The sequence below is a fragment of the Shewanella sp. 8A genome (assembly GCF_023475945.1).
Classification (GTDB): Bacteria; Pseudomonadota; Gammaproteobacteria; order Enterobacterales; family Shewanellaceae; genus Shewanella; species Shewanella xiamenensis.
The window spans coordinates 1-24,990 of record NZ_JAMDJP010000049.1; the positions used below are offsets into that span (position 1 = coordinate 1).

At 45.4% G+C, this 24,990-nt stretch carries 19 protein-coding genes and 1 rRNA gene; 8 read left to right on the top strand and 12 right to left on the bottom strand.

Features of this window, described 5'->3' with window-relative positions; translation table 11 throughout:
- Positions 1-274 precede the first annotated feature (274 nt).
- On the top strand, positions 275-460 hold the full coding sequence (locus M0413_RS21470) for a DUF3545 family protein (RefSeq protein ID WP_037421244.1): 186 nt from the start codon (positions 275-277) through the stop codon (positions 458-460).
- An 86-nt stretch (positions 461-546) separates the two neighbouring features.
- Here the strand turns inward: M0413_RS21470 and M0413_RS21475 are convergent, their stop codons facing one another.
- The 4 genes from M0413_RS21475 to M0413_RS21490 form a co-directional block, all read right to left on the bottom strand.
- Positions 547-1,083 (bottom strand): hemerythrin domain-containing protein, encoded by a 537-nt coding sequence (locus tag M0413_RS21475; RefSeq protein WP_249555582.1) that lies wholly within the window; start codon positions 1,081-1,083, stop codon positions 547-549.
- Between the two features lie 213 nt (positions 1,084-1,296).
- Complete coding sequence (locus M0413_RS21480; protein WP_249555583.1) at positions 1,297-2,025, bottom strand: hypothetical protein; 729 nt, start codon at positions 2,023-2,025, stop codon at positions 1,297-1,299.
- A complete protein-coding gene (locus tag M0413_RS21485) occupies positions 2,018-2,620 on the bottom strand; it encodes a sigma-70 family RNA polymerase sigma factor (protein ID WP_011717976.1) in 603 nt (200 codons plus the stop codon). Before M0413_RS21485 ends, M0413_RS21480 begins: the two co-directional genes overlap by 8 nt.
- A gap of 44 nt (positions 2,621-2,664) precedes the next feature.
- A complete protein-coding gene (locus M0413_RS21490) occupies positions 2,665-4,560 on the bottom strand; it encodes a vWA domain-containing protein (protein WP_249555584.1) in 1,896 nt (631 codons plus the stop codon).
- A 225-nt stretch (positions 4,561-4,785) separates the two neighbouring features.
- Here M0413_RS21490 and dauA point away from each other — a divergent pair, with 225 nt between their 5' ends.
- The 4 genes from dauA (at position 4,786) to M0413_RS21510 (ending at position 9,807) form a co-directional block, all read left to right on the top strand.
- A complete protein-coding gene (gene dauA, locus M0413_RS21495; protein WP_249555585.1) occupies positions 4,786-6,546 on the top strand; it encodes a C4-dicarboxylic acid transporter DauA in 1,761 nt (586 codons plus the stop codon).
- Between the two features lie 255 nt (positions 6,547-6,801).
- On the top strand, positions 6,802-7,293 hold the full coding sequence (gene purE, locus M0413_RS21500; protein ID WP_037421257.1) for a 5-(carboxyamino)imidazole ribonucleotide mutase: 492 nt from the start codon (positions 6,802-6,804) through the stop codon (positions 7,291-7,293).
- The gene (purK, locus tag M0413_RS21505; protein WP_249555587.1) at positions 7,293-8,390 is read left to right on the top strand and encodes a 5-(carboxyamino)imidazole ribonucleotide synthase; all 1,098 of its coding nucleotides are present in this window, start codon (positions 7,293-7,295) and stop codon (positions 8,388-8,390) included. The genes purE and purK overlap by 1 nt, the downstream gene beginning before the upstream one ends.
- A 154-nt stretch (positions 8,391-8,544) precedes the next feature.
- Positions 8,545-9,807 (top strand): sensor domain-containing diguanylate cyclase, encoded by a 1,263-nt coding sequence (locus M0413_RS21510; protein WP_169548124.1) that lies wholly within the window; start codon positions 8,545-8,547, stop codon positions 9,805-9,807.
- Positions 9,808-9,858: 51 nt separating this feature from the next.
- Here M0413_RS21510 and M0413_RS21515 read toward each other — a convergent pair whose 3' ends face one another.
- The 5 genes from M0413_RS21515 to M0413_RS21535 form a co-directional block, all read right to left on the bottom strand.
- A complete protein-coding gene (locus M0413_RS21515; protein ID WP_037421266.1) occupies positions 9,859-10,476 on the bottom strand; it encodes a transglycosylase SLT domain-containing protein in 618 nt (205 codons plus the stop codon).
- 156 nt (positions 10,477-10,632) lie between these two features.
- A complete protein-coding gene (locus tag M0413_RS21520) occupies positions 10,633-11,076 on the bottom strand; it encodes a hypothetical protein (protein WP_086024063.1) in 444 nt (147 codons plus the stop codon).
- A 17-nt stretch (positions 11,077-11,093) separates the two neighbouring features.
- On the bottom strand, positions 11,094-12,743 hold the full coding sequence (gene gshA / locus M0413_RS21525; RefSeq protein ID WP_047536893.1) for a glutamate--cysteine ligase: 1,650 nt from the start codon (positions 12,741-12,743) through the stop codon (positions 11,094-11,096).
- A gap of 236 nt (positions 12,744-12,979) precedes the next feature.
- Entirely contained in the window at positions 12,980-15,829 is a 2,850-nt protein-coding gene (locus M0413_RS21530) for a M16 family metallopeptidase (RefSeq protein ID WP_249555589.1), read from the bottom strand.
- A 139-nt stretch (positions 15,830-15,968) separates the two neighbouring features.
- Entirely contained in the window at positions 15,969-16,394 is a 426-nt protein-coding gene (locus tag M0413_RS21535) for a YqaA family protein (RefSeq protein WP_037421279.1), read from the bottom strand.
- Positions 16,395-16,681: 287 nt separating this feature from the next.
- Here M0413_RS21535 and M0413_RS21540 point away from each other — a divergent pair, with 287 nt between their 5' ends.
- Positions 16,682-17,923 (top strand): dicarboxylate/amino acid:cation symporter, encoded by a 1,242-nt coding sequence (locus M0413_RS21540; protein ID WP_037421282.1) that lies wholly within the window; start codon positions 16,682-16,684, stop codon positions 17,921-17,923.
- 63 nt (positions 17,924-17,986) lie between these two features.
- On the opposite strand, the gene M0413_RS21545 is transcribed toward M0413_RS21540, so the two are convergent.
- Positions 17,987-18,610 (bottom strand): 2OG-Fe(II) oxygenase, encoded by a 624-nt coding sequence (locus tag M0413_RS21545; protein WP_249555591.1) that lies wholly within the window; start codon positions 18,608-18,610, stop codon positions 17,987-17,989.
- Positions 18,611-18,834: 224 nt separating this feature from the next.
- Positions 18,835-20,994 (bottom strand): M3 family metallopeptidase, encoded by a 2,160-nt coding sequence (locus M0413_RS21550; RefSeq protein ID WP_249555593.1) that lies wholly within the window; start codon positions 20,992-20,994, stop codon positions 18,835-18,837.
- Between the two features lie 697 nt (positions 20,995-21,691).
- Here M0413_RS21550 and M0413_RS21555 point away from each other — a divergent pair.
- On the top strand, positions 21,692-23,749 hold the full coding sequence (locus tag M0413_RS21555) for a bifunctional 2',3'-cyclic-nucleotide 2'-phosphodiesterase/3'-nucleotidase (RefSeq protein ID WP_144376100.1): 2,058 nt from the start codon (positions 21,692-21,694) through the stop codon (positions 23,747-23,749).
- A 227-nt stretch (positions 23,750-23,976) separates the two neighbouring features.
- Positions 23,977-24,684: a DUF2057 domain-containing protein gene (locus tag M0413_RS21560; protein ID WP_249555595.1), complete on the top strand. Its 708-nt coding sequence runs from the start codon at positions 23,977-23,979 to the stop codon at positions 24,682-24,684.
- 225 nt (positions 24,685-24,909) lie between these two features.
- On the opposite strand, the gene rrf is transcribed toward M0413_RS21560, so the two are convergent.
- Positions 24,910-24,990: ribosomal RNA gene (gene rrf / locus M0413_RS21565) — 5S ribosomal RNA — on the bottom strand; the annotation flags it as partial.

Sequence of the window (24,990 nt, forward strand, 5' to 3'; positions counted from 1 at the left end):
TTTGACTTCGCTAAAAATCAAAGATGCATTTAACATGAGTAGGTATACAGGCAAAGCCTCATATGATGATAACCACCTACTGAAGTAGGTGGTTTTGGGCTAAAAATAAAATAAACATTTCAAGAAGCAACTACCACTAAAGTGATAGTTAAGATCAATGACATATCATCCAAATTTCATTTCAAGTTAACACAAATGAAACATAATTCTTGCACCCTGTTTTGAAAATATGTTATTTAATCGCTGACAAAACATACAACAACAGGAGGTTACCATGGATCGTTTAGATTATGGTTGTGCGCTAGATGAAGTTGTAGAAAGACCCGACCGTTCGCGTGGTGCTAATAAAAAGCGTAAGTGGCGCGAAATCGAGGCGTTAAAGGACAAACATCGTTTACTCAAGGAACTGCAAGAGATTGATAACAACTTTGATTACGATATAGACACCATCCAGTTGTAACCTGCTGTTTTTTTTATTGACAGGATATAGAGAAAAAGCGCTTATGGCGCTTTTTCTGTTTTTACCCTTCAGATGACTTACAACCCCTAATCGGACGCTTTTAAATAGGAACGTAAGTCATCAAAGGCTTGCTGCTCTCGGTCAAGGAATAGCGGATCATCAATTAACGATGCTTGGCATTGTTGTTCAATCTCCTTCCAATCTTGCTCGGTTAAAGACTTCGCAAGTAAGGGGAAAATCTCCCGCTCTTCCATTTGCATATGTTTTTCTTGTAAGTCAACATATTCGGCAAAATCGGCAATCAGTTTATCCCTTGCGACAACAATGTCACTTAATATCAGGTTTAAAGTATTCATTAATGCCGATGAAGCCTCAGTCACAACTTGGTGCTCGGCACTTAGCTTGTCGATGTCATCATTCGCCTTATGTGCCAAATAATAAGCATAAATAATATCTTCAACGGGGTGATGGCTACGCTCAGCATATCCTTGCATATACTCAACGATGTCTCTCACAACAATAAAATTAATCGCCTCGCCTTCAACTAATTTCATCTGTTTATTTTTCAAGACATTCAATAGCACTGCTATATGTTTATGATCATGCATGAGTCTTTTGAGCATATCGCCTCCTGAACTTAGGACTGACTATTGATACTAGTCAAGTCGTTTATCAATATCCAATATAACAGGCGAGTTCCTGTGCACTTTATGACCATGATCAAGTAATTAACATTACGACCTGTAAAAAGTGTCCTAGATTAATACGACAACGTTAAGAATAAGATATTAATATCAGTGAGTGGCCTTAATGAGACCAGCCCACTGATTTACGCTTTATTTGCTCACAGAATGAAGCTGATACTGTAGAGCTTTAAATTTCTCAATTGCCTTTGTGTCATCGGTAGATTCAGCATTGGTTTTAGACAACTCGGGATACTGCTTCACTAAACTTTGCTCAAGAGCTAAGGCTTCCTGTATCTGCTTCGAGTCTATTAACGCCTGCAAACGTGTTAACGACGCCATCAACACATCTTTATCACGCAGCGCAGCTGCGGCTACATCACTTTGAGGCAATGCACGCGCCCTTTGCGATAATGCTTGAGACTCTGCTTGCTGATTTTCCGGGGCTGACATCTTAGCTTCGGCCCTCATCGCTTCCCTTTGCCTACTTTGTGTTGCGGCATCTTCCATTCTCGCTTGACGCGCCATTTCGGCTTGCTGAGCAGCGTTATCTAACGGTGCTTGTGCTGGCATAGGCGCACTCATAGTCAACGCTGCTGGCGCGACTAACTCTTCCTCAAAATTGCCTCGGTTGAGGATCACTAAACCGACAACGAGCACTAAGGAAGCGGCGCTCGATAACGCCCATGGGAAACGGCGCCACACAGGCGTAGCAGCAGGCTTTAGCTGGCTCACATTCATTTCAGCCAAATGAGCTTGTGATAGGCGCAAAATATCTTGGTCGAGCCGCTCGGGTGGCATTTCCAGTGCTTGCTTGTGATACCAAGCAGAGACTTCCTGACGTAGTGCCTCTTCTTCCGATGACAGAGTGGAATTACTCATGACCAACCTCCTGCCATTTAGCATTGACACAATCTTTTAAGCTTTGATACGCGTAGCGAATACGGCTCTTGGTCGCTTCGAGTGTCACCCCCGCAATATCGCTGATCACCGCTGCGGTAAAGCCCATTTCGATATTGAGAATAAAAGCCTCTTTCTGCACTTGGGGTAACAGGGCAATACAGGTTTTCAGTAACAGGCTCTTTTGCGTTTCCTGCCAATGTACATCGGGTTGTTCCTGCTCCGCCCCCACAAAGGTATCTAGCCCTTCCTCATTATCATGGCTAACTAAGTCGACGGGTTTGACAGCTCTGACGTGGTCAATCAACAGATTATGGGCAATCCGATAGAGCCAAGTATTAAACTTAGCACTCGGCTCATAATTGGCGGCGGCACGGATCACTCTCCCCCAGGTTTCTTGATATAAATCTTCGGCTAACTGTTTGTCACCGAGTTGGCGCACAAAGTAACGGTACAATGCGCCTTTGTGTTTAAGATAAAGCTGCTCAAACGCTTTGCCATCGCCTTTGGCATAGCGTTGCATTAACTGTTCATCGGTATGCTCATGGGCATGCATTTGCGGTATCGCCAGGGCCATGGCAGCTCCCTAATGGTTAACTAACTGAAACATAATAATTTGGCTCATTGCTGATGCGGTTTATCCTCGGGCGGGAAAGGTTTATCTCCGACATCAAAGGATTTTTTGATTGCTACTCGCTGTGTTTGTGCAAGTGCCGCAGCAGTATCGACAAGTTGCATAAACTCATGTCGGTAGCCGCTGGTATCTTCCCCCAGCGCAGAACGTGTGAGCGCACTAAGCTTATTATAATCAAATTGATGCAAATAATGGCTTTGATTCAGCAACTGTCCTAATCCTGCCACCGCAGCGGCAAAGCGAAAATCATCACTCGCCTGTGCTAAGGATTTCACTTTTTGATCGGCACGGATTGGATAGGTAAGTAACTGGCTTTGAGTGGCATCCGGTAGCTGATAACGTAATTTCAGATAGGCGATTTCATCGCGGCTATATTTTTCATTGCCCGTTTTGGGATTATACCCATAGCGAAGTTGATCATTAGCCAAATTACCCGCATCAACATAGCGAAGCTCGTAAAGCGCCGTGACGGTATGCCCTGCGCCTATTTCGCCCGCATCCACCTTATCATTATTAAAATCCTCCCGCGCGAGGGCACGGTTCTCATAACCAATCAGACGATACTCGGCCACAAGGGCGGGATTAAACTCGACCTGCACTTTCACCTCTTTGGCTATGGTGAGTAAAGTTGCACTTAACTGTTCCACCAGCACTTTTCTCGCCTCATTGATAGAATCAATATAGGCGTATTGTCCATTGCCCTTATCGGCCAATTGCTCCATCAGATGGTCATTGTAGTCACCCATACCAAAGCCGAGCGTCGTTAGCCCAATGCCCAGTTGCTTCTGCGTGCTAACCAAATCGATTAATTCATCGAGGTTGGTCGTGCCGACATTAAAGTCGCCGTCGGTCGCAAGTATCACTCGATTAATGCCGCCTTCAACAAAGTGCTTTTTCGCAAGCTGATAGGCAAGCTGAATCCCCTGTGCCCCATTGGTAGAACCACCCGCACTGAGCTGCTCTAACGCATAGTTAAGGGTTTGACTGTCGTTACCCGCCGCGCCATCTAACACAACTCCAGCGGCGCCAGCGTAGACGACAATCGATACCTTATCCTGAGCATCCAGTTGCTGAGTCAGCATTTTCAAGGCAGTTTGCAGCAGAGGTAATTTATCGGGCGATGCCATCGACCCTGACACATCCAGCAGAAACACTAAGTTACTGGCGCCGAGTTCGGCTTTACTCTGCTCATATCCCTTCAAACCGATGCGAAGTAACATCATGTCATCGTTATAGGGCGATGGTGCAAGCTCAGTGGTAACACTAAAGGGCGCCTCATTTTTACCCGGCAGTGGATAGTCATAGGAAAAATAATTCAGCATTTCTTCAACCCGCAGCGTGTCCTTTTGAGGCAATAGCCCTTCCTTTAGCATTCGCCTTAACGTCGTGTAACTGCCGGTATCGACATCAATTGCAAAAGTCGATACAGGGATCTCCCCTGCAACCATGATGCCGTTTTGCACTTGCTTCTCGAATCGATTGCGCTCAGGTCGTACAGCCCCTGGCCAATCGCCGTTTAACGCGGGCGCCGCACTGATACTGGCCGCAGGTTGAGCAATATACGATCGCCCCTCAGCATTCATTGTTTGCAGCCTAGCTAACGAGACTTGCTCCTGTATGGCGATTGCAGCATCCAATTGCCGATTGGCCTGACGCTTGGCACTTTCCTTAAGCTCTGCGCTTTGCTTAAGTTCTGCACTTTGCTTTAGCGCTGCTTGTTGCTCCGCGGCAATTTTTGCTTGAACTGCTAATTCAGTAGGGTTTTGCTGCTTCGCGGATTTATCACTGCAAGCACTCAAGCCGAGTAGTACAGCGACTGTTAATCCCGAAACAACAAAGCTTAAATGCGTTTTATGGCGAAAGACTGAAGATGGATATTTCATGATAGTGACCTAGTGATAGTGACCTCAATGGTTGATATCCCTATAAACGCAGCCTAGGCACAAAAGGGTTATTTGATAAGAGAAATTGCCACACTCACTTTACCAAGCATACTATTTATTAAAAACAAAGACATTTAAGCGTCTTTTGCAACCATGATCACACAAGAACATTCTTCTGGACTCTAGAATAGAGCCTTGTAATAAGCCGCGTTTATGGACCCTCTCGTGTCACACTCTGCTCATTTGTTTTCATTAAGAATTGCCCACGCCCTTACCGAAGCGTGCGTAAAAGATAAATATTCGTTTAAACGTTTTGGACAAGATCTCATGGCGGGTCTGACCGTCGGGATCATTGCGATACCACTGGCAATGGCACTGGCGATAGCCAGCGGTGTCGCCCCACAATATGGCTTATACACCGCCATTGTCGGTGGTTTTATTATCGCCATGACAGGTGGCTCCCGTTATAGCGTCTCGGGGCCAACGGCCGCCTTCGTCGTCTTACTCTATCCCATCGCCCAACAATTTGGGTTGGCGGGACTGCTGATAGCCACCGTCATGTCTGGCATGATGCTGGTTGCCATGGCGATGTTAAGACTGGGTCGATTAATCCTATACATTCCTGAATCGGTCACCTTAGGCTTTACCGCAGGGATTGGGGTGGTGATAGCAACCTTGCAGCTAAAAGACTTCTTCGGTCTGCATATAGAGCACATGCCAGAGCAATATTTTGCCAAACTCATGGCACTAGGTCAGGCATTGCCTGCACTTCACCTACCAAGCTTATTAGTGGCTGCTGCTACCTTAGCCACTATGCTACTCTGGCCTAGATTAAAAATCCCAGTACCAGCCCACCTTCCGGCCATCGTTTTGGGCAGTATTCTCGCTTTAGTGTTAAATGCTATGGGCGCTGATATTGAGACCATAGGAACACGTTTCCATTACCAATTAAGCGACGGCAGTGTCGGCACAGGTATCCCTGCGGTTCTCCCCCACTTTGAATGGCCTTGGTTACAAACTGGCGCTAATGGTCAAGCCTTTGAATTTAATCTGGCCACTTTTCAAGCCTTACTCCCCGCCGCCTTCGCGATTGCCATGTTAGGTGCCATAGAATCGCTGCTATGTGCCGTTGTGCTTGATGGCATGACAGGCAAGCGCCATAGCGCGAACAGCGAGCTTCTCGGCCAAGGGATAGGCAATATTATCGCCCCCTTCTTTGGCGGGATCCCAGCAACCGCGGCGATTGCCCGCAGTGCGGCAAACGTTAAAGCGGGTGCTCAGAGTCCGATCGCATCGATGATCCATGCCATAGTGGTCTTGGTTGGTTTAGTCGCGCTCGCAGGAGTTCTTGCCTACTTACCCATGTCGGCCATGGCCGCATTATTACTGGTTGTAGCTTGGAATATGAGTGAAGCCCCTAAAGCGCTGCATTTACTGAAAACTGCGCCCACCAGCGATATATTGGTGTTTTTAAGCTGTTTTTCACTCACGGTGATATTCGATATGGTGATTGCCATCAGTGTAGGGATTATTTTAGCCGCGCTGCTATTTATGAAAGAAATCGCGGAGATGACCAAGCTGTATGATATCAGTAGCAACAAGCGTTATATCGATCAGCCTCTGCCCGCCGACTGGGCCGTGCTCAAAATTAATGGCCCACTATTTTTTGCCGCTGCGGATCGTATTTTTGCCGAAATCGCCAGCCTCACTCAAGATAAACAAGTGATTGTACTTTACTTAGATGGGGTATCGATTCTGGATGCAGGCGGTCTTGCAGCACTCAATAAACTGATTGAAAAATGTAAGCATAACCATACTAAGTTGATTATTGCCGATTTGCAGTTTCAGCCCATTCGCACCCTTGCGAGGGCTAAAGTGCAACCAATTGAAGGGATACTGAAGTTTTATCCTACCCTGCGGGAAGCCTTAGCCGAAGCGCCATCATTTGAGCATATCGTCGAATCTAATCCAGCAGCAACCCACTAATTGCAAATTGATATTTTATCCCCAACGCACAGTATCTGCGTTGGGGTATAGGGTTTATTTAGGCCAATTCAACGAACACTTTATCCATCCTAAAGGCACTATTTTTACGCGCAAAAAACGCCAGAAATCGGGCTTTACATGGTATTATTCTGCGCCATGATGCTCCCAGCTCTTACAGGAGCCGCGAACATCGACTGTACCCAGACCTGAAACAAGGTCGAAATATAATTAAAATTAGTGAGTTAAGGAGTTATCATGCAAGCCCTTGTTGCTGTTGTTATGGGTTCTAAGAGTGATTGGCCCACAATGGAAGCCGCCGCTGAGATCATGGATAAACTGCAAGTGCCTTACCATGTTGAAGTTGTATCAGCCCATAGAACGCCAGATAAGCTGATGGAGTTTGCAGCCGGAGCCGCTGACCGTGGTTTTAAAATTATTATCGGTGGCGCGGGCGGTGCAGCTCATTTACCCGGTATGATTGCCTCAAAAACTCGCTTACCTGTATTAGGTGTACCAGTACAAAGCAAAGCGCTATCGGGCATGGATAGCTTACTGTCTATCGTGCAGATGCCAAAGGGTATCGCCGTAGGCACACTCGCCATCGGTACCGCTGGAGCCTTTAACGCTGGTCTACTGGCCTGCCAAATTCTCGCCAATAACGATGCAGATCTTGCCGCACGTTTAGAAGCCTTTAGGGAAGAACAAACCCGCGCAGTACTGGACAATCCCGATCCGAGGGAAGCCTAATGACCCAAGCAAATGCAAAATCAAAGGTTTGGGTATTAGGGAATGGTCAACTCGGCGCTATGCTGACCCACGCAGGCGAGCCACTGGCTATTGATGTTCGCGCCGTCGATATCATGACGCCAACCGATGAAATCCTGCCGCTAGCGCCTCAGGATATTATCACCGCCGAACGCGAGCAGTGGCCAGAATCCGCCTTAAGCTTACAACTCAGTAGCCATCCGCATTTTGTTAACGGCCCAGTATTTAGCCGTTTGGCCGACCGTTACTGCCAAAAAAGCTTACTCGATCAGCTCCAAGTCCCAACGGCACCTTGGACACTTGTCGATGATAAGACCAACGTCGAAAACTTGTATCAAGCCTTTGGCCCACGCGTGTTGATGAAACGTCGCACGGGCGGTTACGACGGTAAGGGCCAACATTGGCTCAAACAAGCTGAAGCGGGTGACATCCCCCAAGATTGGCGCAACTTAGCCATTGCCGAACAAGCAATCAACTTCGATGAAGAAGTCTCCTTAGTCGGCGTGCGTACCCGTGAAGGTCAATGCGTGTTTTATCCATTAACACTCAACCTGCACCAAGATGGCATTTTGATGGCCTCAATTTCGCCACTGACTCGTCTGAATCACCTGCAAGCGCAAGCGGAAGGCATGCTGAGCGCTATTATGCATGAGCTGGAATATGTCGGCGTAATGGCGATGGAATGTTTCCGAGTTGGCGATAAGCTGCTGGTTAACGAGTTAGCGCCGCGGGTACACAACTCAGGCCATTGGACCCAAGCGGGTACCCATATGGATCAATTCCAACTGCATTTAAGAGCTTTGTGTGGGATTGCTATTCCGCAGCCACAGGTGAACTTTCAATGCGTGATGGTCAATCTGATCGGTATTGATAACGATCCTCGCTGGTTAAGCTTGCCTAATGCTGAGCTCTATTGGTACAACAAAGAGGTTCGCCCAGGCCGTAAAGTCGGGCACTTAAATCTTTCGGTGCCTAATACGGGCGTGTTAACAGATAGTATTGGCGCGTTGCAAACTTGGATGCCAAGCCAATACCAAACGCCCCTAGCGTGGATTTTAGCCGAGTTTGCTAAAGCCTAACCGAGCCGCGCAAATCACTGATAAGGGAATATATTTATTCCTTTATCAGTGAATTTATCAACTTCGTTATATACTTATTCTTACTCAGCGTGAATGAGTTAGTGATGTGGCGATTCAATCAGACTAACCGGAGCACGAATAAAGGAACTGCCGAGTGAAATTAAGGGATAATTTTAAACGTAAAACCATTGACCGCTTAGACTATCGCTATCACCTCTTATTGTTGATTGTACCGATAGTGCTTTTCGTTTTATTGTTCGTTTTTAATGCTCCGACAGAAGGCTGGACTATTCTCCCTCTGCTGTTTGTGTGCCTTATCTATGTCATTGCCTACAGCTTAATCTACTATCTCCACCAAGGGCGTTTAACTCGCCTATGGCAACATCTAGAGCAAGTCGTGAACATTAACGATGCCATTTACGAACTTGCCCACCTGTCGAGTCAGTATAAAAATGAACATGCATTTCTCGATGCCCTGTTGAATAAAGCCGTCTGTATTATTAACGGTGCAGAAATGGGCAGCATTATCAAAGTCAATGAAGATAACCATAGACTGCATTTCGAGTCAGTAGTTGGACTCGATCTTAACAAGCTAAAACAATTAAATTTTTCCCTTGAACAATCCTTCGAGTATCGACTCACCAAGGGTAAATGTGACCGTGTAGTCGTTGTGGATGATATGAAAAATATCAATGCCGCAAGCACGCTAACAGATGAACAGCAACAGGTGCTGCTTACAGCAGCCAAGCAACCGATACGCTCCACACTCTCCAGCCCAATACGGATTGATGGCAAACTTTACGGTATGCTGAATCTCGACAGCAGTAGTGTTGGCGCCTTTAACGACTACGACCGTAATTTGGTCTCTATTCTTACCCACGAGGCCAGCAACGCCATTGCCCTGTATCAAAAGTCATTACAAATCACTAAACTCGCCAACTTCGACAACTTAACCGGACTCTATAACCGTAAAAACTTCGAAGATGCCCTGCAACATTGGCAACCTAAGGCTCAATTAGGCAGCTTTTTAGTGATCATTGATATGGATAATCTCAAAATTATCAATGATCAACAGGGACATCAGGTCGGCGATGTGGCAATAAAAGAAGTCGCTAAAACAATCCTAGGTTTCTGGAAACACAAAGGGATTATCTCTCGGTTTGGTGGCGATGAGTTTGTCGCCCTATGCCATGGCCCGCTTGAATTACTCGAAAACGATCTGGATGCCATGCGCCTTAAGTTACATCATGAGTCGCCGCTAAATCTCAATTTTAGCGTGGGCATCGCTCCTTACGATAATGATTGGGCTAAGTCTTTTAAACAGGCTGATAATGCAATGTATGAGCAAAAGCGCGGTAAAAAACAGGCCGTTAATGCACTCGAAGCCATAGCGGCTAATAATCAACAGCCGCAATAAACATTCGGCAACAGCTTATAGTCAATAAGCTCCTCGTACATGGGCGCAAGGTTAATCAAAAAATAGCCGCCATAACCAAGAAGAATCTAAATCCTCCTTGCAGGTTTTATACTGAGCCGCATAACGTTTGGCTCTATCATCCACCTTAGCTGCAACCTTGACTAACCAAGCCTTAGACTTATAAGAGCCTCGACGATAACCTCCCCAACCTTCGTGGTAATTGAGGTACTGCGCCTTCGCATCCCATTTAGAAATTCCATTGATTTTATTGGTCTTGTAAATAAACCAGCCCATAAAATCCATGGCATCATCAAAATTACTGCGCGAAGACCAACTATTACCAGTCTCGCGAACATAGTCATCCCACGTCATGGATTTGGCCTGCGCATAACCATAGGCATCACTGGCTCGGCCAATGGGAATAAAGCCTAAAAAGTACTGCATAGGCGGCGCCGCATTATGTTTAAACGAGCTTTCTTGATACATCATTGCCAGAGGCACATGCACGGGTACGCCCCATTTATCGCGGGTATCCTTAGCGGCCTCGTACCATGAACGATGTTCTTGAAAAATATCGCAAAGGTTGTCAGGAGATTTTGGCGGAGAAGTGGCGCAACCAGACAGAAAACCTATGGATGCACATAACAGAGTTGTCGAAAGCCATTTCATTAAGCGCTTGTTCTCCAAAGAAGTAAAACTTGCCCATCATCGCACAGTGATAGAATGAGGCAAAGCACCAATCCTGTTTTTGGCGCTAAGATCACCTTAGCGCCTATTTCCAGGTCATACTCATTAACAGAAATGACAATCCATTGTTAAAACGAACTATTTTGTTTCAGGACTTAAATCAAACTGGCATTCATGATTTTCTTGTTGCCACACACCAGGCTCCCAATAGTTGGTATCTTTACCCATGTAGCGTTTATCCGTGTGGAATAATGCCCCTATGTGGTAACGCTGGTGCCCTTCGACCACTAACGTAAAGGTTTTTGGCGTTCGCGCGCTAAGGGACACCCCAAGGGATGGAGCATCAATTAACTCGGCAACGGTAAACTCATATTCCCCAGGTGCTAATTGATAATTAGGCTTTGAGACCACAGGCTTACCATCTAGATGAGTCACCACCACTCGATACCAATGGGTACTAGCATCGGGTTGTAAATAGCCCGATACCGTACCACAACTTAAATCATCTTCAGGGGATGAAGCGCAACCTGAGAGTAACGCAGTAGACCCAAGCAAACTGGCAGCGAGAATAAATGTCCGCATCTTCACACCTTGACTCATTAGGCTGGCGCGCCGAAATAGTCAGTCAGATAATCATCAAAGGATACCGCACTTTGCGCCGCTTCGATGTCCGCTTGCTTGTTAAGCGATGCTTGTGCCTCAGCTTGATAATCGCTGACAACCTCAGCTGATAAGGGGTAATCCATAAAATATTGATGATATTGCTGTGCCAATGACATCACCCACTGCCCATGATCTTGCCCCTTGGTTACCAATTGCTGAAGCACTTGGCCCGACAAGGTTTTTTGTGGGTCATTTACAGCTTCACGCCAATGGGCTAAGGCCACTTGGTAATCGTGTTTATCACCATCGAGTAACTTAGCCAATGAGTCCAAATGCTCAAAGAGATCCAAGAGCCACGTCTGCAATGGCCGCGTACCCGAATCGGTCATCAGTTCAAGCCCTGGTTTACGGCCTTCAAGCACAACTGACTTTAAGTTAGCACTTAAACGAGCTTCCTCTGCCGCATCTGATTTAGGAGAATCTGTTAATAAACAATAGAGTAAGAACAAGTCGAGGAAACGCACTTGGCTAGCCTCAATCCCAATCGGGCTAAAAGGGTTCACATCTAATGCACGTACCTCAATATATTCCACCCCTGCGCGGGCAAGGGCTTCAGAGGGTTTCTCACCACTTTTTGTCACCCGTTTAGCGCGGATAGGCGAGTAAAATTCGTTTTCAATTTGCAGCACATTAGCATTGAGTTGACGATATTCACCATCCACCTTGACGCCAATATTGGCAAAATTTGCCGATGGCATCTTAATTGCCGCTTTAATCCCCGCCAAATACTCAGGCAGAGAATTATAACTAATATTGAGATCTTCTTGCTCTTTATTGGTATAGCCCAAATCGCTCATCCGTAGCGACGTTGCATAGGGTAAATACAGTGTGCCGCGTCCCGACTTTTCAAAACGTAAATCGGTCTTTTGACCCTTGATAAATGAGCTACACAACGCTGGAGAGGCGCCAAACAAATAAGGCAACACCCAGACCAAACGGCGATAATTGCGGATAAGTCCAAAGTAAGACTCGGAGATAAAATCCTCAAAGCTCAAGCCTTTATCGCTCAGTTCATAGAGGCGTTGCCACAATTCCCGCGATACCGAGAAGTTAAAATGCACCCCAGAAATAATCTGCATCAAAGCGCCGTAACGATAAGTTAAGCCCTTACGATACAAGGTTTTCATCTTACCCGTGTTCGACGTACCGTACCGAGCAATGGGGATATTCGCCTCATCTTTTACATAGCAGGGCATGCTCACGGGCCAAAGACGCTGACCATGCAAATGCCGCACACTATAGGCATGGGTCTGGGTCAAGCCTTGCAATAGCGGCTCAACCTGATTATTCACCGGAGTAATAAATTCAAGCAGTGCTTCACTGTAGTCAGTTGTAATACGCGAGTGAGTCAAGGCCGACCCTAACTCGATGGGGTGACCATCTAGCGCAAGGTAGCCAGATTCATCAATACGTAGCGCCTCACGCTCAATTCCACGTTGCATGCCAAGGAGTGCGGCGCGCCCTTGAGCGTCCGAGAAATGTTGTACTAATTCATTGAATGGCTTCAATTTGCGCTTCTCTGATTGGTGGTTCGCTATCGCGACAAGGTTAACAGTCAGACCTTTATTTTGAGGCTTATCTTTCAAAATACGCCTCAAAATAAATCTAAACCTGTCCATGGGGCAAGCCAAATTACATTCTTCTGCGATTAAACGCGGACGGTGACAGCTAATGCTGTCACCGTCATACACTTTAACACTTTAGACAACAGCCACTTTGTGCTGCACGATTAACTTGTCTGCAATTTATACCCAAACAACCTAAAGAGGTTGAAACTCGTATCTTTGGGTTTGTTAGATATATATAAGGCCAAAAAGCTAATTTACAATACTAAAGTTTCAATTGGATAGCCTAAAGTTGCTAAATCCGCTTCAATTTTAGCCTTGTCACCCACAACCAAGATGATCATTTGTGAGATATCTAGCTCGGAAGCCGCGAGGGCATTGAGTTCATCTTTTGTTACAGTATTTATAATTTTGTCCTGCTCGGTAGTAAAATCTTGGCTTAATTGATAACGCTGAATCATCCGCATAAAACCCGCCTTCTGATAAGGCGTCTCATAATCCAACGCCTGCCCTTGGGAAACCGAGTTTCGCATAAAGGTCAGCTCCGCATCAGTCATCCCTTGCTGCTGATAAGCTTTGATTTCTTTAATAAACTCATTTAAGGCTTTAGCAGTTACATCAGTACGCACATCGCTAGAGGCGATAAACTCCCCCGCTTCACCCGCTCCCGAGAAACTTGTACGCGCGCCATAGGTATAGCCCTTATTCTCACGTAGGTTAAGGTTAATACGACTATTAAAAGCCCCCCCAAGAGGGTAGTTCATTAAATACGATTTAAAATAATTGCCTGTTGCATCATAGGGTAAGGCGCGTTTCGCAATATTGATCACCGACTGTGCAGCGCCGGGTTTATCAATCACATAAATAGTGCCCCCTTTAAGAGCAGGGAATGATTTGAGCGGCGGCAATACACTGGCATCACCTTGCCATTGACTTAATCCTGCAAGTTTTGATAACAATGCGCTTTCAGGCAGATTTGCCACAGTAATAATTTTGGCATTAGCACCACGATACTGCTCGGCGTAAAATGCTTTCACATCCGCAAGTGTCAGCGCGGCTACTGAATCTAACGTTCCCGCATCACTCACCCCAAGGGCGTTATTGTTACCATAGAGCAAGCTATACAGCGCAGCATTGGCCTGATAGCTAGGATCAGACTGCATATGTTGAATTTGCTGTAATTGTTGCTGCTTCACGCGAGTAAAATCGGCCTCATCGAAGGCTGGCATAAATAGCTTTTCTTCTAAGATGGCTAAGGTTTCATCCAAATGCTCGGTGAGCGCTGAAACTTTAATCGTGCTTTGATATTCCGAAGCACTAAAATCGACCGTGCTACCTAACATCTCAAGCGCCTGTGACAATTGTTCACTGCTACGCTTTTGGGTCGATTCATTGAGCATTTCCGCAGTTAAGCTTGCCAGTCCCGCCTTTTCGACGGGGACGAGTCGATGACCACCGTTAAGATAAATCACCAACTCAACCGTTGGTGTCTCGGCGCTTTGAGTGCCCATCACTTCAATGCCATTGGCTAACTTACTGGTCCAGATTTGTGGCACTTTCAGCACAGGCGCAGCCCCCGTTGCGGGCATTTTTGAACGATCAAAGCTTGAAACCAATTTAGCGGTAGGTAATTCACCTTCAACCGCCGTTTGGGCGACCGGCAGCGTTTGGGCAGTGAAGTTATCGGGATGGGCAACTAAGGCCTTCATACCCTGCGGCACCACACTCATCACCACCATAGGTTTGTCTTTGATGTATTTTTTAAATACGCGCATCACATCGTCCTTAGTGACGTTAGCGTAACGAGCAAGGTCAGAAGCTATTTTATTCGGCTCACCAAATAAGGTTTGATTTAGCGCCAAAGTCGATACTTTTCCTTTGACACTTTGCAGACCAAATATGCTATCGGCCTCAAACTGGACTTTTACTTTTTGCAAGTCTTCGTCGGTCACGCCGCGCTGCTCGAACTCATTAATAGATGCCAAGATCCGCTGCTCAAGCTCAGCAAGCGTCGTCCCTTTTTGTGGATTAGCTAGGGCGTAAATCGACATCTGGCATGCCAACTCCTGACAGGGTTGGCTCACGCTGGCCTGCACTGCATAACCATCCTTCACCAGATTTTTATAGATTAATGAGGTTTTCCCCCCACCTAAAATATTGGCTAATAAATCCAGCGCAGCCTCATCGGGATGACTGGCATACACGGTCGGAAAACCTATACGGATCAGCGGTAAATGTACGTTATCCTCCATCGAAATATAGCGGGTCTTATCAAGCGTAACTAAGGTCTTAGGTTCGGACTGAACCTCTGGGCCTCGGGGGATTTCGCCAAAGTATTTATTAACCCAAGCTAAAGCTTGCTGCTCATCAAAATCGCCACCAATCGTCAGCGTGGCATTATTAGGGCCGTACCAGCGCTGGAAAAAGTGCTTAACATCATCCACTGTGGCGCGGTTAAGATCCTCAGGCCAGCCAATAACAGGCCAGGAATATGGATGCCCAACTGGAAACATAGCTTGATTAAAACGCTCGCTCATTCGGCCATAGGGTTGATTATCAATCCGTTGAGCGCGCTCATTTTTTACCGTCTCACGCTGCACTTCAAATTTCTCACTGGTCAGCGCTGGCAATAAAAAGCCCATACGGTCAGACTCAAGCCACAGCATTTTTTCGAGCTGATTGCTAGGGACTGTCTCAAAATAGTTGGTTCTATCAGTATTAGTGGAACCGTTAAGCATTCCACCCGCCTCGGTCACCACCTCAAAATGCTGCTCATCGGCAACGTGCTCTGAGCCTTGGAACATCATATGTTCAAATAAGTGGGCGAATCCTGAGCGGCCGGCAAGCTCACGAGCTGAGCCGACATGATAAGTCACATCAACATGCACTAGAGGATCAGAGCGATCCTGATGCAAAATTACGGTAAGGCCATTAGCAAGCTGATATTTTTTATAGGGAATACCGACTTGTGAATCTGTGAGTTGCACATTTTCAATTAACCTTATACCTGTAGGTATTTGGGTTGAAGTTTCAGAGGCACAGCCTGCAAGTGCAGCGGAAATCGCAACCGCTAGTATCCATTTTTTCAAAGTATTCCCCTTATACATCAATGGGCTAAAAATTAGCTCAGCTCAAAACCTTTTATCCACAATCACTTAAGACGCTTAAATATCAGTAAAGTTCCAATTAATACAATGACTTCCTTTACTAAATCCCGCCCTTTAACCGAACAACTCCGTTAATAAATCAACCAAGCCAGTGTAATGTCACTGCAGCTACCATAAGATAACGAACTGTTTTACCGATAAAAATCATGCTCAACGCGGGTAACATGGGTAGCTTTAACCAACCCGCAAGTAAACATAATATATCCCCGATAATCGGTGCCCACGACAGTAATAAGGACCACACGCCATAACGCTCGATAAGTGTTAAGGCTTTGGCATGTTTGCCTTCACTCAATGCCTCAGGGGACTTAGCAAACCGCCCTAAACGTCCAAGATAAAAACTTGTCATCGCCCCTAAGGTATTACCAATACTGGCTACAGCAACTAATACTAACCAAGCTTGCGGGACTTTATTTAACAGGGCGACGAGCAAAACTTCAGATCCACCCGGTAACAAGGTGGCCGCCAAAAAAGCTCCCGAAAACATGACAATTAAGTCCGACATAAAAACTTACTCTATGAAATTAATAATTTTTTACATTAAATATTGGGTTACAACTTTGACGTTAAAACAATGTAAAAACCAACTATTTCACAACAAACTCATTTATCACAATAAGTTATAAGAAAATCGGTTTGTTATAACCCTGTCACTGCCGATACAATGCCTTTAATGGCAGAAATTGTCCTGTACCTGACGCGCCGCTTGGTATAAGTTCATTTACTTCAAGTGGATACACATACTAGCATCTCAGGTCTATGGGCTTGTAATGATATATTTTTGGAAAACGCATGATCCTTCAAACTATTAGCCGCATCCCTTTTTGGCAAAAAGTCCTCACAGGCTTTATCTTAGGTGCGCTCGTTGGCGTGTTATTAGGCGAAAGCGCAACTGTGCTTAAACCGCTTGGCGATCTATTTATTAGCGCGATAAAAATGCTAGTTGCGCCACTGGTCTTCTGCGCTATCGTGGTAAGTATTACCTCGCTAGGCTCTCAAACCAATCTAAAACGCTTAAGCCTTAAGACCTTAGGCATGTTTATGCTAACAGGTACAATCGCCTCGTTAATCGGCTTAGCCGTTGGTTCGCTTATTGATATGGGCGGCACGATGCAACTGGCCACCACTGAAGTCCGTGAGCGCAATATACCCGGGTTTGCGCAGGTGCTACTCGATATGATCCCTGTCAATCCATTTGCCTCACTGGCCGAAGGTAAAGTACTGCAAATTATTGTGTTTGCCGCTTTAGTTGGGATTGCCATCAACAAGGTCGGCGAGAAGGCTGAGCCGCTTAAACGCACAATTGAAGCGGGCGCCGAAGTGATGTTTCAACTGACTCGCATGGTGTTAAAACTCACCCCAATTGGTGTATTTGGCTTAATGGCTTGGGTGGTGGGTGAATACGGTTTATCGACCCTATTGCCTCTAGGTAAGTTTATCGCCGCAATCTATATTGCAGCCCTGATACATATGATTTTTGTGTATGGTGGCTTTGTGAAATTTGCAGGCTTAAGCCCTATGCAATTTTTCCGCAAGGCTATGCCTGCGCAATTAGTGGCTTTTAGTACCTCTTCAAGCTTTGGCACGTTGCCAGCCAGCACTAGAGCGGTTGAAACCATGGGCGTTTCTAAGCGCTACAGCGCCTTTGTTATGCCGCTCGGTGCCACTATGAACATGGATGGCTGTGGTGGTATCTATCCTGCAATTTCGGCGATTTTTATCGCGCAGATTTATGGCATTCCACTCGATACTTTAGATTATGTGATGATTGCCGTCACCGCCACGGTTGCCTCTGTCGGTACTGCCGGCGTGCCAGGCAGCGCAATGGTGATGTTAACAGTGACCTTAGGTGTGATTGGGTTACCGCTCGAAGGTATTGCCTTTATCGCCGCAATCGACCGTATTATCGATATGATCCGCACCGCGACGAACGTAACTGGCGATATGATGACTGCCGTTGTGATTGGTAAATCAGAAAATGAGTTGGATATTGAACAGTTTAATGCCAAAGATACTCAAGCATCGTTAGCCTAATACCTTGGATTGAATCACTGTATACAAAAAACCACCTTAACTAAGGTGGTTTTTTTAGCCCTTTTAAAAGCCATGCATGCTGGTGCTCACCCTAAACCAACCGGCAATACTGTTACGTTGCGCCAAGGTTTTTGTCACCTCATGGGGAAAACGCTCGCTTAAGAAAATCACAAAATGCCCCATTTTTGGCGCTATACGTTCAATCACATTATCGGCTTCATCGTAAATAATCAGCTCGCCGCAGTCTGCTGGCGTCCAATCCGGATTTAAGAAAAACACCGTGGTTAAGATGCGGTTTTGACTGCCTTTTAGCGCATCCACATGCTTCTTATAAAAAGCGCCGGGTTGATACACAGCATAATGACTTTCATAGTCAAACAACCCCATAAATAAGCGACGATTGAGTCCATCCTTTAATTGCATCATCAAATCCAAATAGAGTGAATCAGGCTCATGCTGCTCCTCTAACCACCGAATCCGATCACGACGAATATCGGGGTTAAGTTGTTGTTCTGCACCACGTCCGATGGATGCCGCTTTCAACTCATGTATTTCTGTTGTTCGAACTTTTTCCAGCAATACTTGGCTTATATGACTAGGAACTAACTCGGGTAAAAAGATATAGCCTTTGTCTACCAAGGCGTCAGCGATCACATCCAGCACTGCTTCACTTAATTGCGAAACCATTAATGCTACATCCAATATAAAGAGGCTACGCTTTAGCTGTACTCAAGGGCTCAAAGGAGGGGAAACTGAGCCTGATTTTCGAGGGGCGTCGATACGGGATAAAGAAGTTATCCCACAGTCAAATGTGGCAGGATTTTAGAGTAAAGATTATCGAAAAACAATAGTGTAAAAAAGGCTTGATAGGTTGCCCTACCAAGCCTTTGGCCCTTTTTACAATGACTCGCTTAGTCGACTAAACCACGACGTTTTAATAAGGCATCGGTCGTAGGTTTTTGACCAGTAAAGTGGATGTAATTCTGCATCAAATCTTCGCTGTTGCCTTTAGACAATACCGCTTCACGGAACTTATCGCCGTTTTCAGCTTTTAAGCCCCCATGTTGGCCCATATAGGCGAAGGCATCGGCGGCAAACACTTCTGTCCACAGGTAAGCGTAATAACCGGCTGAATAGCCACCCGAGAAGGCATGGCTAAAATAGCTCGACTTATAACGCGGTGGGATCGGCGCGAAATCGAGGCCATGTTTGGCTAACACTTGATGCTCAAACTGTTCCACATCCTTGATTTGGGTGTCGGCACCAATCGAGTGCCATTCCATATCCAGTAATGCAGCCGCTAAATACTCAACGGTATCAAAACCTTGACCAAATTTATTCGAGGCTAAGATTTTATCGAGTAAGGCTTTAGGAATAGGTTCACCAGTTTGATAGTGCTTGGCGTAATTGGCAATGACTGCTGGGTCAATGTTCCAATCTTCGTTAACTTGAGACGGAAACTCCACAAAGTCGCGCGCCGTAGAGGTACCTGCCACACTCGGGTATTTCACCTTGGAGAATAAACCGTGCACCGCATGACCAAATTCATGGAACATAGTGGTCACTTCATCGAAGGTCATCAAGGTTGGGCCGTCAGCAGGTTTCGGGATATTCAGGGCGTTATACACAACCGGTTTAGTACCGAGTAGCCCGCTCTGAGTGACAAACTCATCCATCCAAGCGCCGCCGCCCTTGCCTTCACGGGCATAAGGGTCGAGATAGAACAGGCCAATTGAGCTGTTGTCTTTATCGAAAACCTCAAAGGCGAGCACATCGCTATGCCATACTGGTAAATCGGTGCGAGGTTTAATGCTAATGCCGTAGAGTTTGTTCATTGCGAAGAACAAACCATCCTTGAGCACTGAATTGAATTCAAAATAAGGTTTGATGCTGCTCTCGTCGAGGGCATACTTTTGTTGGCGCACTTTCTCGGCGTAATAAGCCCAATCCCAAGGTTGCAATTCAAAATTGCCGCCAGCTTTTTTGATTTCAGCTTGGATATCCGCCGCATCGGCCTTAGCGTGAGCCAACGCCTTAGGCGCCAAGTCATCTAAAATTTCATACACTGCGCTTGGCGTTTTAGCCATTTGGTCGGCCACGGCATAGGCAGCCCAAGTATCAAAGCCGAGTAAATTGGCTTTCTTGGCGCGCAGCTGCGCCATCTTCACGATTAAAGGGCCATTGCTAGCAACGGCACGGTGGGCCGAGGTTTCCCAGACTTTTTGGCGCAGTTCACGATTATTTAAACTGGCTAAAATAGGCTGACGCGTCGTGTTCACTAAGGTAATCAAGTAACCCGTTTTACCCGCTGCTTGCGCTGCTTGCGCTGCGGCCGCTAAGGTCGCGATTTCACTATCAGATAAACCGTCTAGCTGTGCCTTGTCGGTCACGACAATCACATCGTCTTTAAATGACTTTAAACTGTTTTGGGAAAACTCAGTCGCTAGGGTGGCCAACTCAGCGTTGAAATCACGCATTTGGGCTTTATCGGCATCGGATAATTTGGCCCCTGCACGCACAAACTGATCGTAATAAAACTCGACTAGGCGCTTATCTTCAGCATTTAACGTGTCACGTTGTAGATACACGGTTTCAACACGTGCAAATAAGCTTGGATCTAAATAAATGTTATCGCGATGAGCCGATAACTTAGGCGCTAAATCCGCCTCCGTTTTTTGAAAATTATCATCGGAGATCAAACCCGCGAGGTTAAAGAAGGTGCGTGACACTCGAGTCAACAACCCACCCGACGTTTCCATAGCTAAAATGGTATTCTCAAAGGTCGGTGCCTGTTTATTGCCAATAATGGCGGCGATTTCAGCCTCGTGCTCTTTTATCCCCTGCGCAAAGGCGGGGGCATAATCCGAGCTCTTGATCAAATTAAACTGTGGTGCTTGATCTTGTAATGGACTCTTACTTAATAACACATTGGTCGCATCTATTTGAGCTGGTGTTGAAGCAGCTTTGGCTGCGACAGCATTAGTAGCTTCAGTATTTACAGCAGAATTTTCAGAACAGGCGCCCAATAACAACGCCGCGGTAACAGCGGTAAAAATAACAGACTTACGCATATTAACTCCCTTAAGTGTCACTGCCCTGTCTTTATATTTTTTAAGTGAAAGGTGCGAGTAACGGATTTTGGCTTCTCTTCCAACGAGTGCATCTTCAAGGCACTGTCGTCGATGCACAACCTTAGCAAGTTAACCGCCATTCAGCCAAGCTTTCGACCAACGTATTCAAGGCTAAATTGTATCGCTTTATGTGTGACGAACCTCAAATAACATCATCAAGCGAGCACCACTGCCATGCCCACATTACATCTGAATAACAAAAATCATAAACAACATGATAAATATAAAAATAATTTAATTTAAAAATAATAAGTTACCTAAGAACAATTATAAAAACGCTAAAGGTTAACGCGATAACGATATAAAAACCGGCTTAAAATCAAACCATTTAAATAACAAATATTAATTATTTTTAACAAACAACCAATCCAAGTGTTTATCCAACAGACAAACAAAAATCACGTCATATATCGACTGTAATTTAACCAATCAAATTCATTGTCACAATTTAATACAGCCTTTATCCAATTAATGTCACATTCAGATCATCAAATGTCTTTATAATCCTGTTCGTTAACTTAATGCTTCTGTAACTAATCGTTTTCAGAACAGTTTCAGAATATAAGTTAACTGGATGATGGACATGCTCAAAAATAGAGCATGTATTAGGGGCACATAAATATAAATAGAGAAAACTATGTTAAATAAAAAACTACTCGCAGTGATGATCACTGCCGCCCTTGGTGTAAGCGCCTGTGGCTCAGATGATGAGCCAATTGTTCAAGCGGATTTACGTGTACTAGAAACTACCGATCTGCACACGAATATCATGGATTTCAACTACTACAACGGCAAAGTCGATCCAACAATTGGCCTCGCACGTACCGCAAGTTTAATTCATGCGGCTCGTCAGGAGTCCAAAAACAGTGTGCTCGTTGATAACGGTGACCTGCTTCAAGGCAGTCCAATGGGCGACTATATGGCTAAAGTCGGTCTGCAAATGGGTGATGTTCACCCGGCTTATAAAGCGATGAACCTACTAGATTATGAAGTGGGGAATATCGGGAATCACGAATTTAACTATGGTTTAGATTTTTTAAATAAATCACTTCATGGTGCTAAATTTCCTTATATTAACGCCAACGTATATTGTGCTGATGAAAACGGTTGTTGGAATAATGTGAAAAAAGGTGAGCATTTATTCACCCCATATATCATTAAAGAAAAACAAATCGTCGATAGCGAAGGAAATAACCAAACCATTAAGATTGGTTATATTGGTTTTGTGCCACCACAAATTTTATTGTGGGATAAACAAAATCTTACTGGCAAAGTTAAGGTTGAAGATATCGTCGAGACAGCAAAGAAATATGTGCCTGAAATGAAGGCGAAAGGCGCTGATTTGATTATCGCGATCCCCCACTCTGGTATCGGTTCAACAGAGAATCCTGGCGATCCAATGGCGGAAAACGCTACCTACGCGTTAACGAATGTAAAAGATATTAATGCCATTATGTTTGGTCACAGCCACTCCATCTTCCCCGATGCCAAATATGCCGACCTACCTAATACAGATGTGACTAAGGGTCTATTAAACGGCGTCCCAGCCGTAATGCCTGGACGTTGGGGTGATAACTTAGGTGTGGTTGACTTTAAACTAGAGCGTAAAGACGGTAAATGGATGGTACTTAGTGCAACGACTAAGGCTCGTCCTATCTATGATGGCGCAACTAAAACGCCATTAGTGGAAGCAGACGCTGCCATTCATGATGCAGTCGCCGCCGAGCACCAAGGCACACTTGCCTTCGTAGATGAGCCAATTGGGGTTGCTGCCGCCGATATGTATAGCTTCTTGACCTTAGTGCAGGACGATCCAACGGTGCAAATCGTTTCCGATGCACAAATAGCCAACGTAAAAGCCAAACTCCCAGAGGCGTTAAAAGATCTGCCTGTATTATCGGCCTCAGCGCCATTCAAAGCCGGCGGACGCCATGGCACAACCAGCGATGCAGACCAATACGTGCAAGTGGATAAAGGCGCATTGACCTTTAAAAATGCTGCCGATCTTTATCTCTACCCTAATACCATGGTGGCGGTAAAGGCCACAGGCGCAGAGCTGAAAGACTGGCTGGAATGTTCCGCTAACCAGTTTAAGCAAATCGACCCAAGTAAAACAACGCCACAGGAGTTAATCAACTGGGACGGTCATCCAACCTACAACTTCGACGTACTCGATGGTTTAACTTATAAAATTGATGTCACTCAACCAAGTAAATTCGACCGTGACTGCGCTGTTGTCAACGCCAATGCTAACCGTATCGTCGATTTAAGCTATACCGATGAAAATGGCAAAGTATTCACTGGCGAAGAATTTGCAGCCAAAGAATTTATCGTGGCCTCAAATAACTATCGCGCCTTTGGTGGTAAGTTCGCCGGTACAGGCAGTGACCATGTGGTTCTGGAACTGCCAGATACCAACCGTGAAGCCTTAGCGGCCTATATCACGGCGCAATCTAAGTACAATGAAGCAACAGGCAAGTACGAAGGCATGGTAAACCCAAGTGCTGACTACAACTGGGATTTCAAAACCATCAACACGAATGTGACCCTTGATATTCGCTTCCAAACCCAAGATAGCGATAAAGCCGCAACCTTTATTGAAGCGAATAAACAACGCGAAATGACCAAACTGAGTAAAGATGAACTCGGTTTTGCCGTGTACCGCATCAACCTAAGCCAAGATAAAGCAAAGTAATTTGCGTTACTTCCACTTAGATTAAGTTAAAAAGAATTAGGTTTAACCTAGCTTCGTGCTTTGGATCAGAAAAGGCTCTTCGTGAGCCTTTTCTTTTAGTTTCATCCCTGCATGCTCTAAACCTTAACAAAATAAACTAAATGAGTTTATTCCTTTGCCATCTAAGGTTTTGTGTAATCCGTTATCTCACTTATCATTAATACGTGATATAAACGAAGAGAAAGCTTATGAAATCCCCTTCTATACTGTGTGCATCAACCATACTGCTTGCCAGCCTACAACCCGTTTGTGCCGAAGTCATTCTACAGCTTCCAAGCGATGTCGAGCTGCTCACCGTAAATGGACAAAAGCCATTAAACACCTCACCTGTTACGCTAAGTAATGGATTGAACCAAATCGCTTTTCGCTACAATGCTCAATACCGTAAACAGGCAAATTCAGTACGCTATCAATCGGACGTGCTGATCATTCGCTTTAATCAAACAGACCAAGAATTACATCTCAAACTGCCCAATATAGATTCGGCTAAGGCTGCAAAGCAATTCGATGAGTTACCATTACTCATGCTTTTAGATAAGCATAATCAAGTGATTGCGTTCGACCAAGATAGATTAGTGAAAAACGGGTTACAGATAGGCCGAAACTTCGAGCAGGAAATCTTTCAGTATAATCAGGGACAACATCCCGCCTCGATAACGTTTACCACTCAGCCTCAAGTATCAGCGACAACGAGTGCACCAACTCTGCCTGCCACCGCTTCTGCGACGTCCACTATAGTTACCATTACAGCAGTCGCATCCACAGCTGCAATAACACAAAGCACAGCGCCTGATTCACCAACTCAAGCCGAAATCAGCCATATGCTGGATTATTGGTATCAACTCGCCGATGACGTCACTAAAGCAAAGTTCAAAGCCAAAATTAATGGGCAATAAGCTTATTCGTTACTTTTTGCGCAGCAGCAAACTAGCATGGTCACGCTAACCCCAATTCAGAATAGAGCATCCTAGGTTGCTCTTTTTATTGGCCACCTAAATTTTTAGAGTAACCCAATCTGAAATGGTATCTAAGGGAGAATGTAAAAGTGAAAAAAGCAGAAACTGAAAACATCAAAAACAAAAAAGCCAGCTTATTCAGCTGGCTTCATTGTTTAATTAGGCGCTTGGCGATGACCTACTCTCACATGGGGAGACCCCACACTACCATCGGCGCGATTGCGTTTCACTTCTGAGTTCGGGATG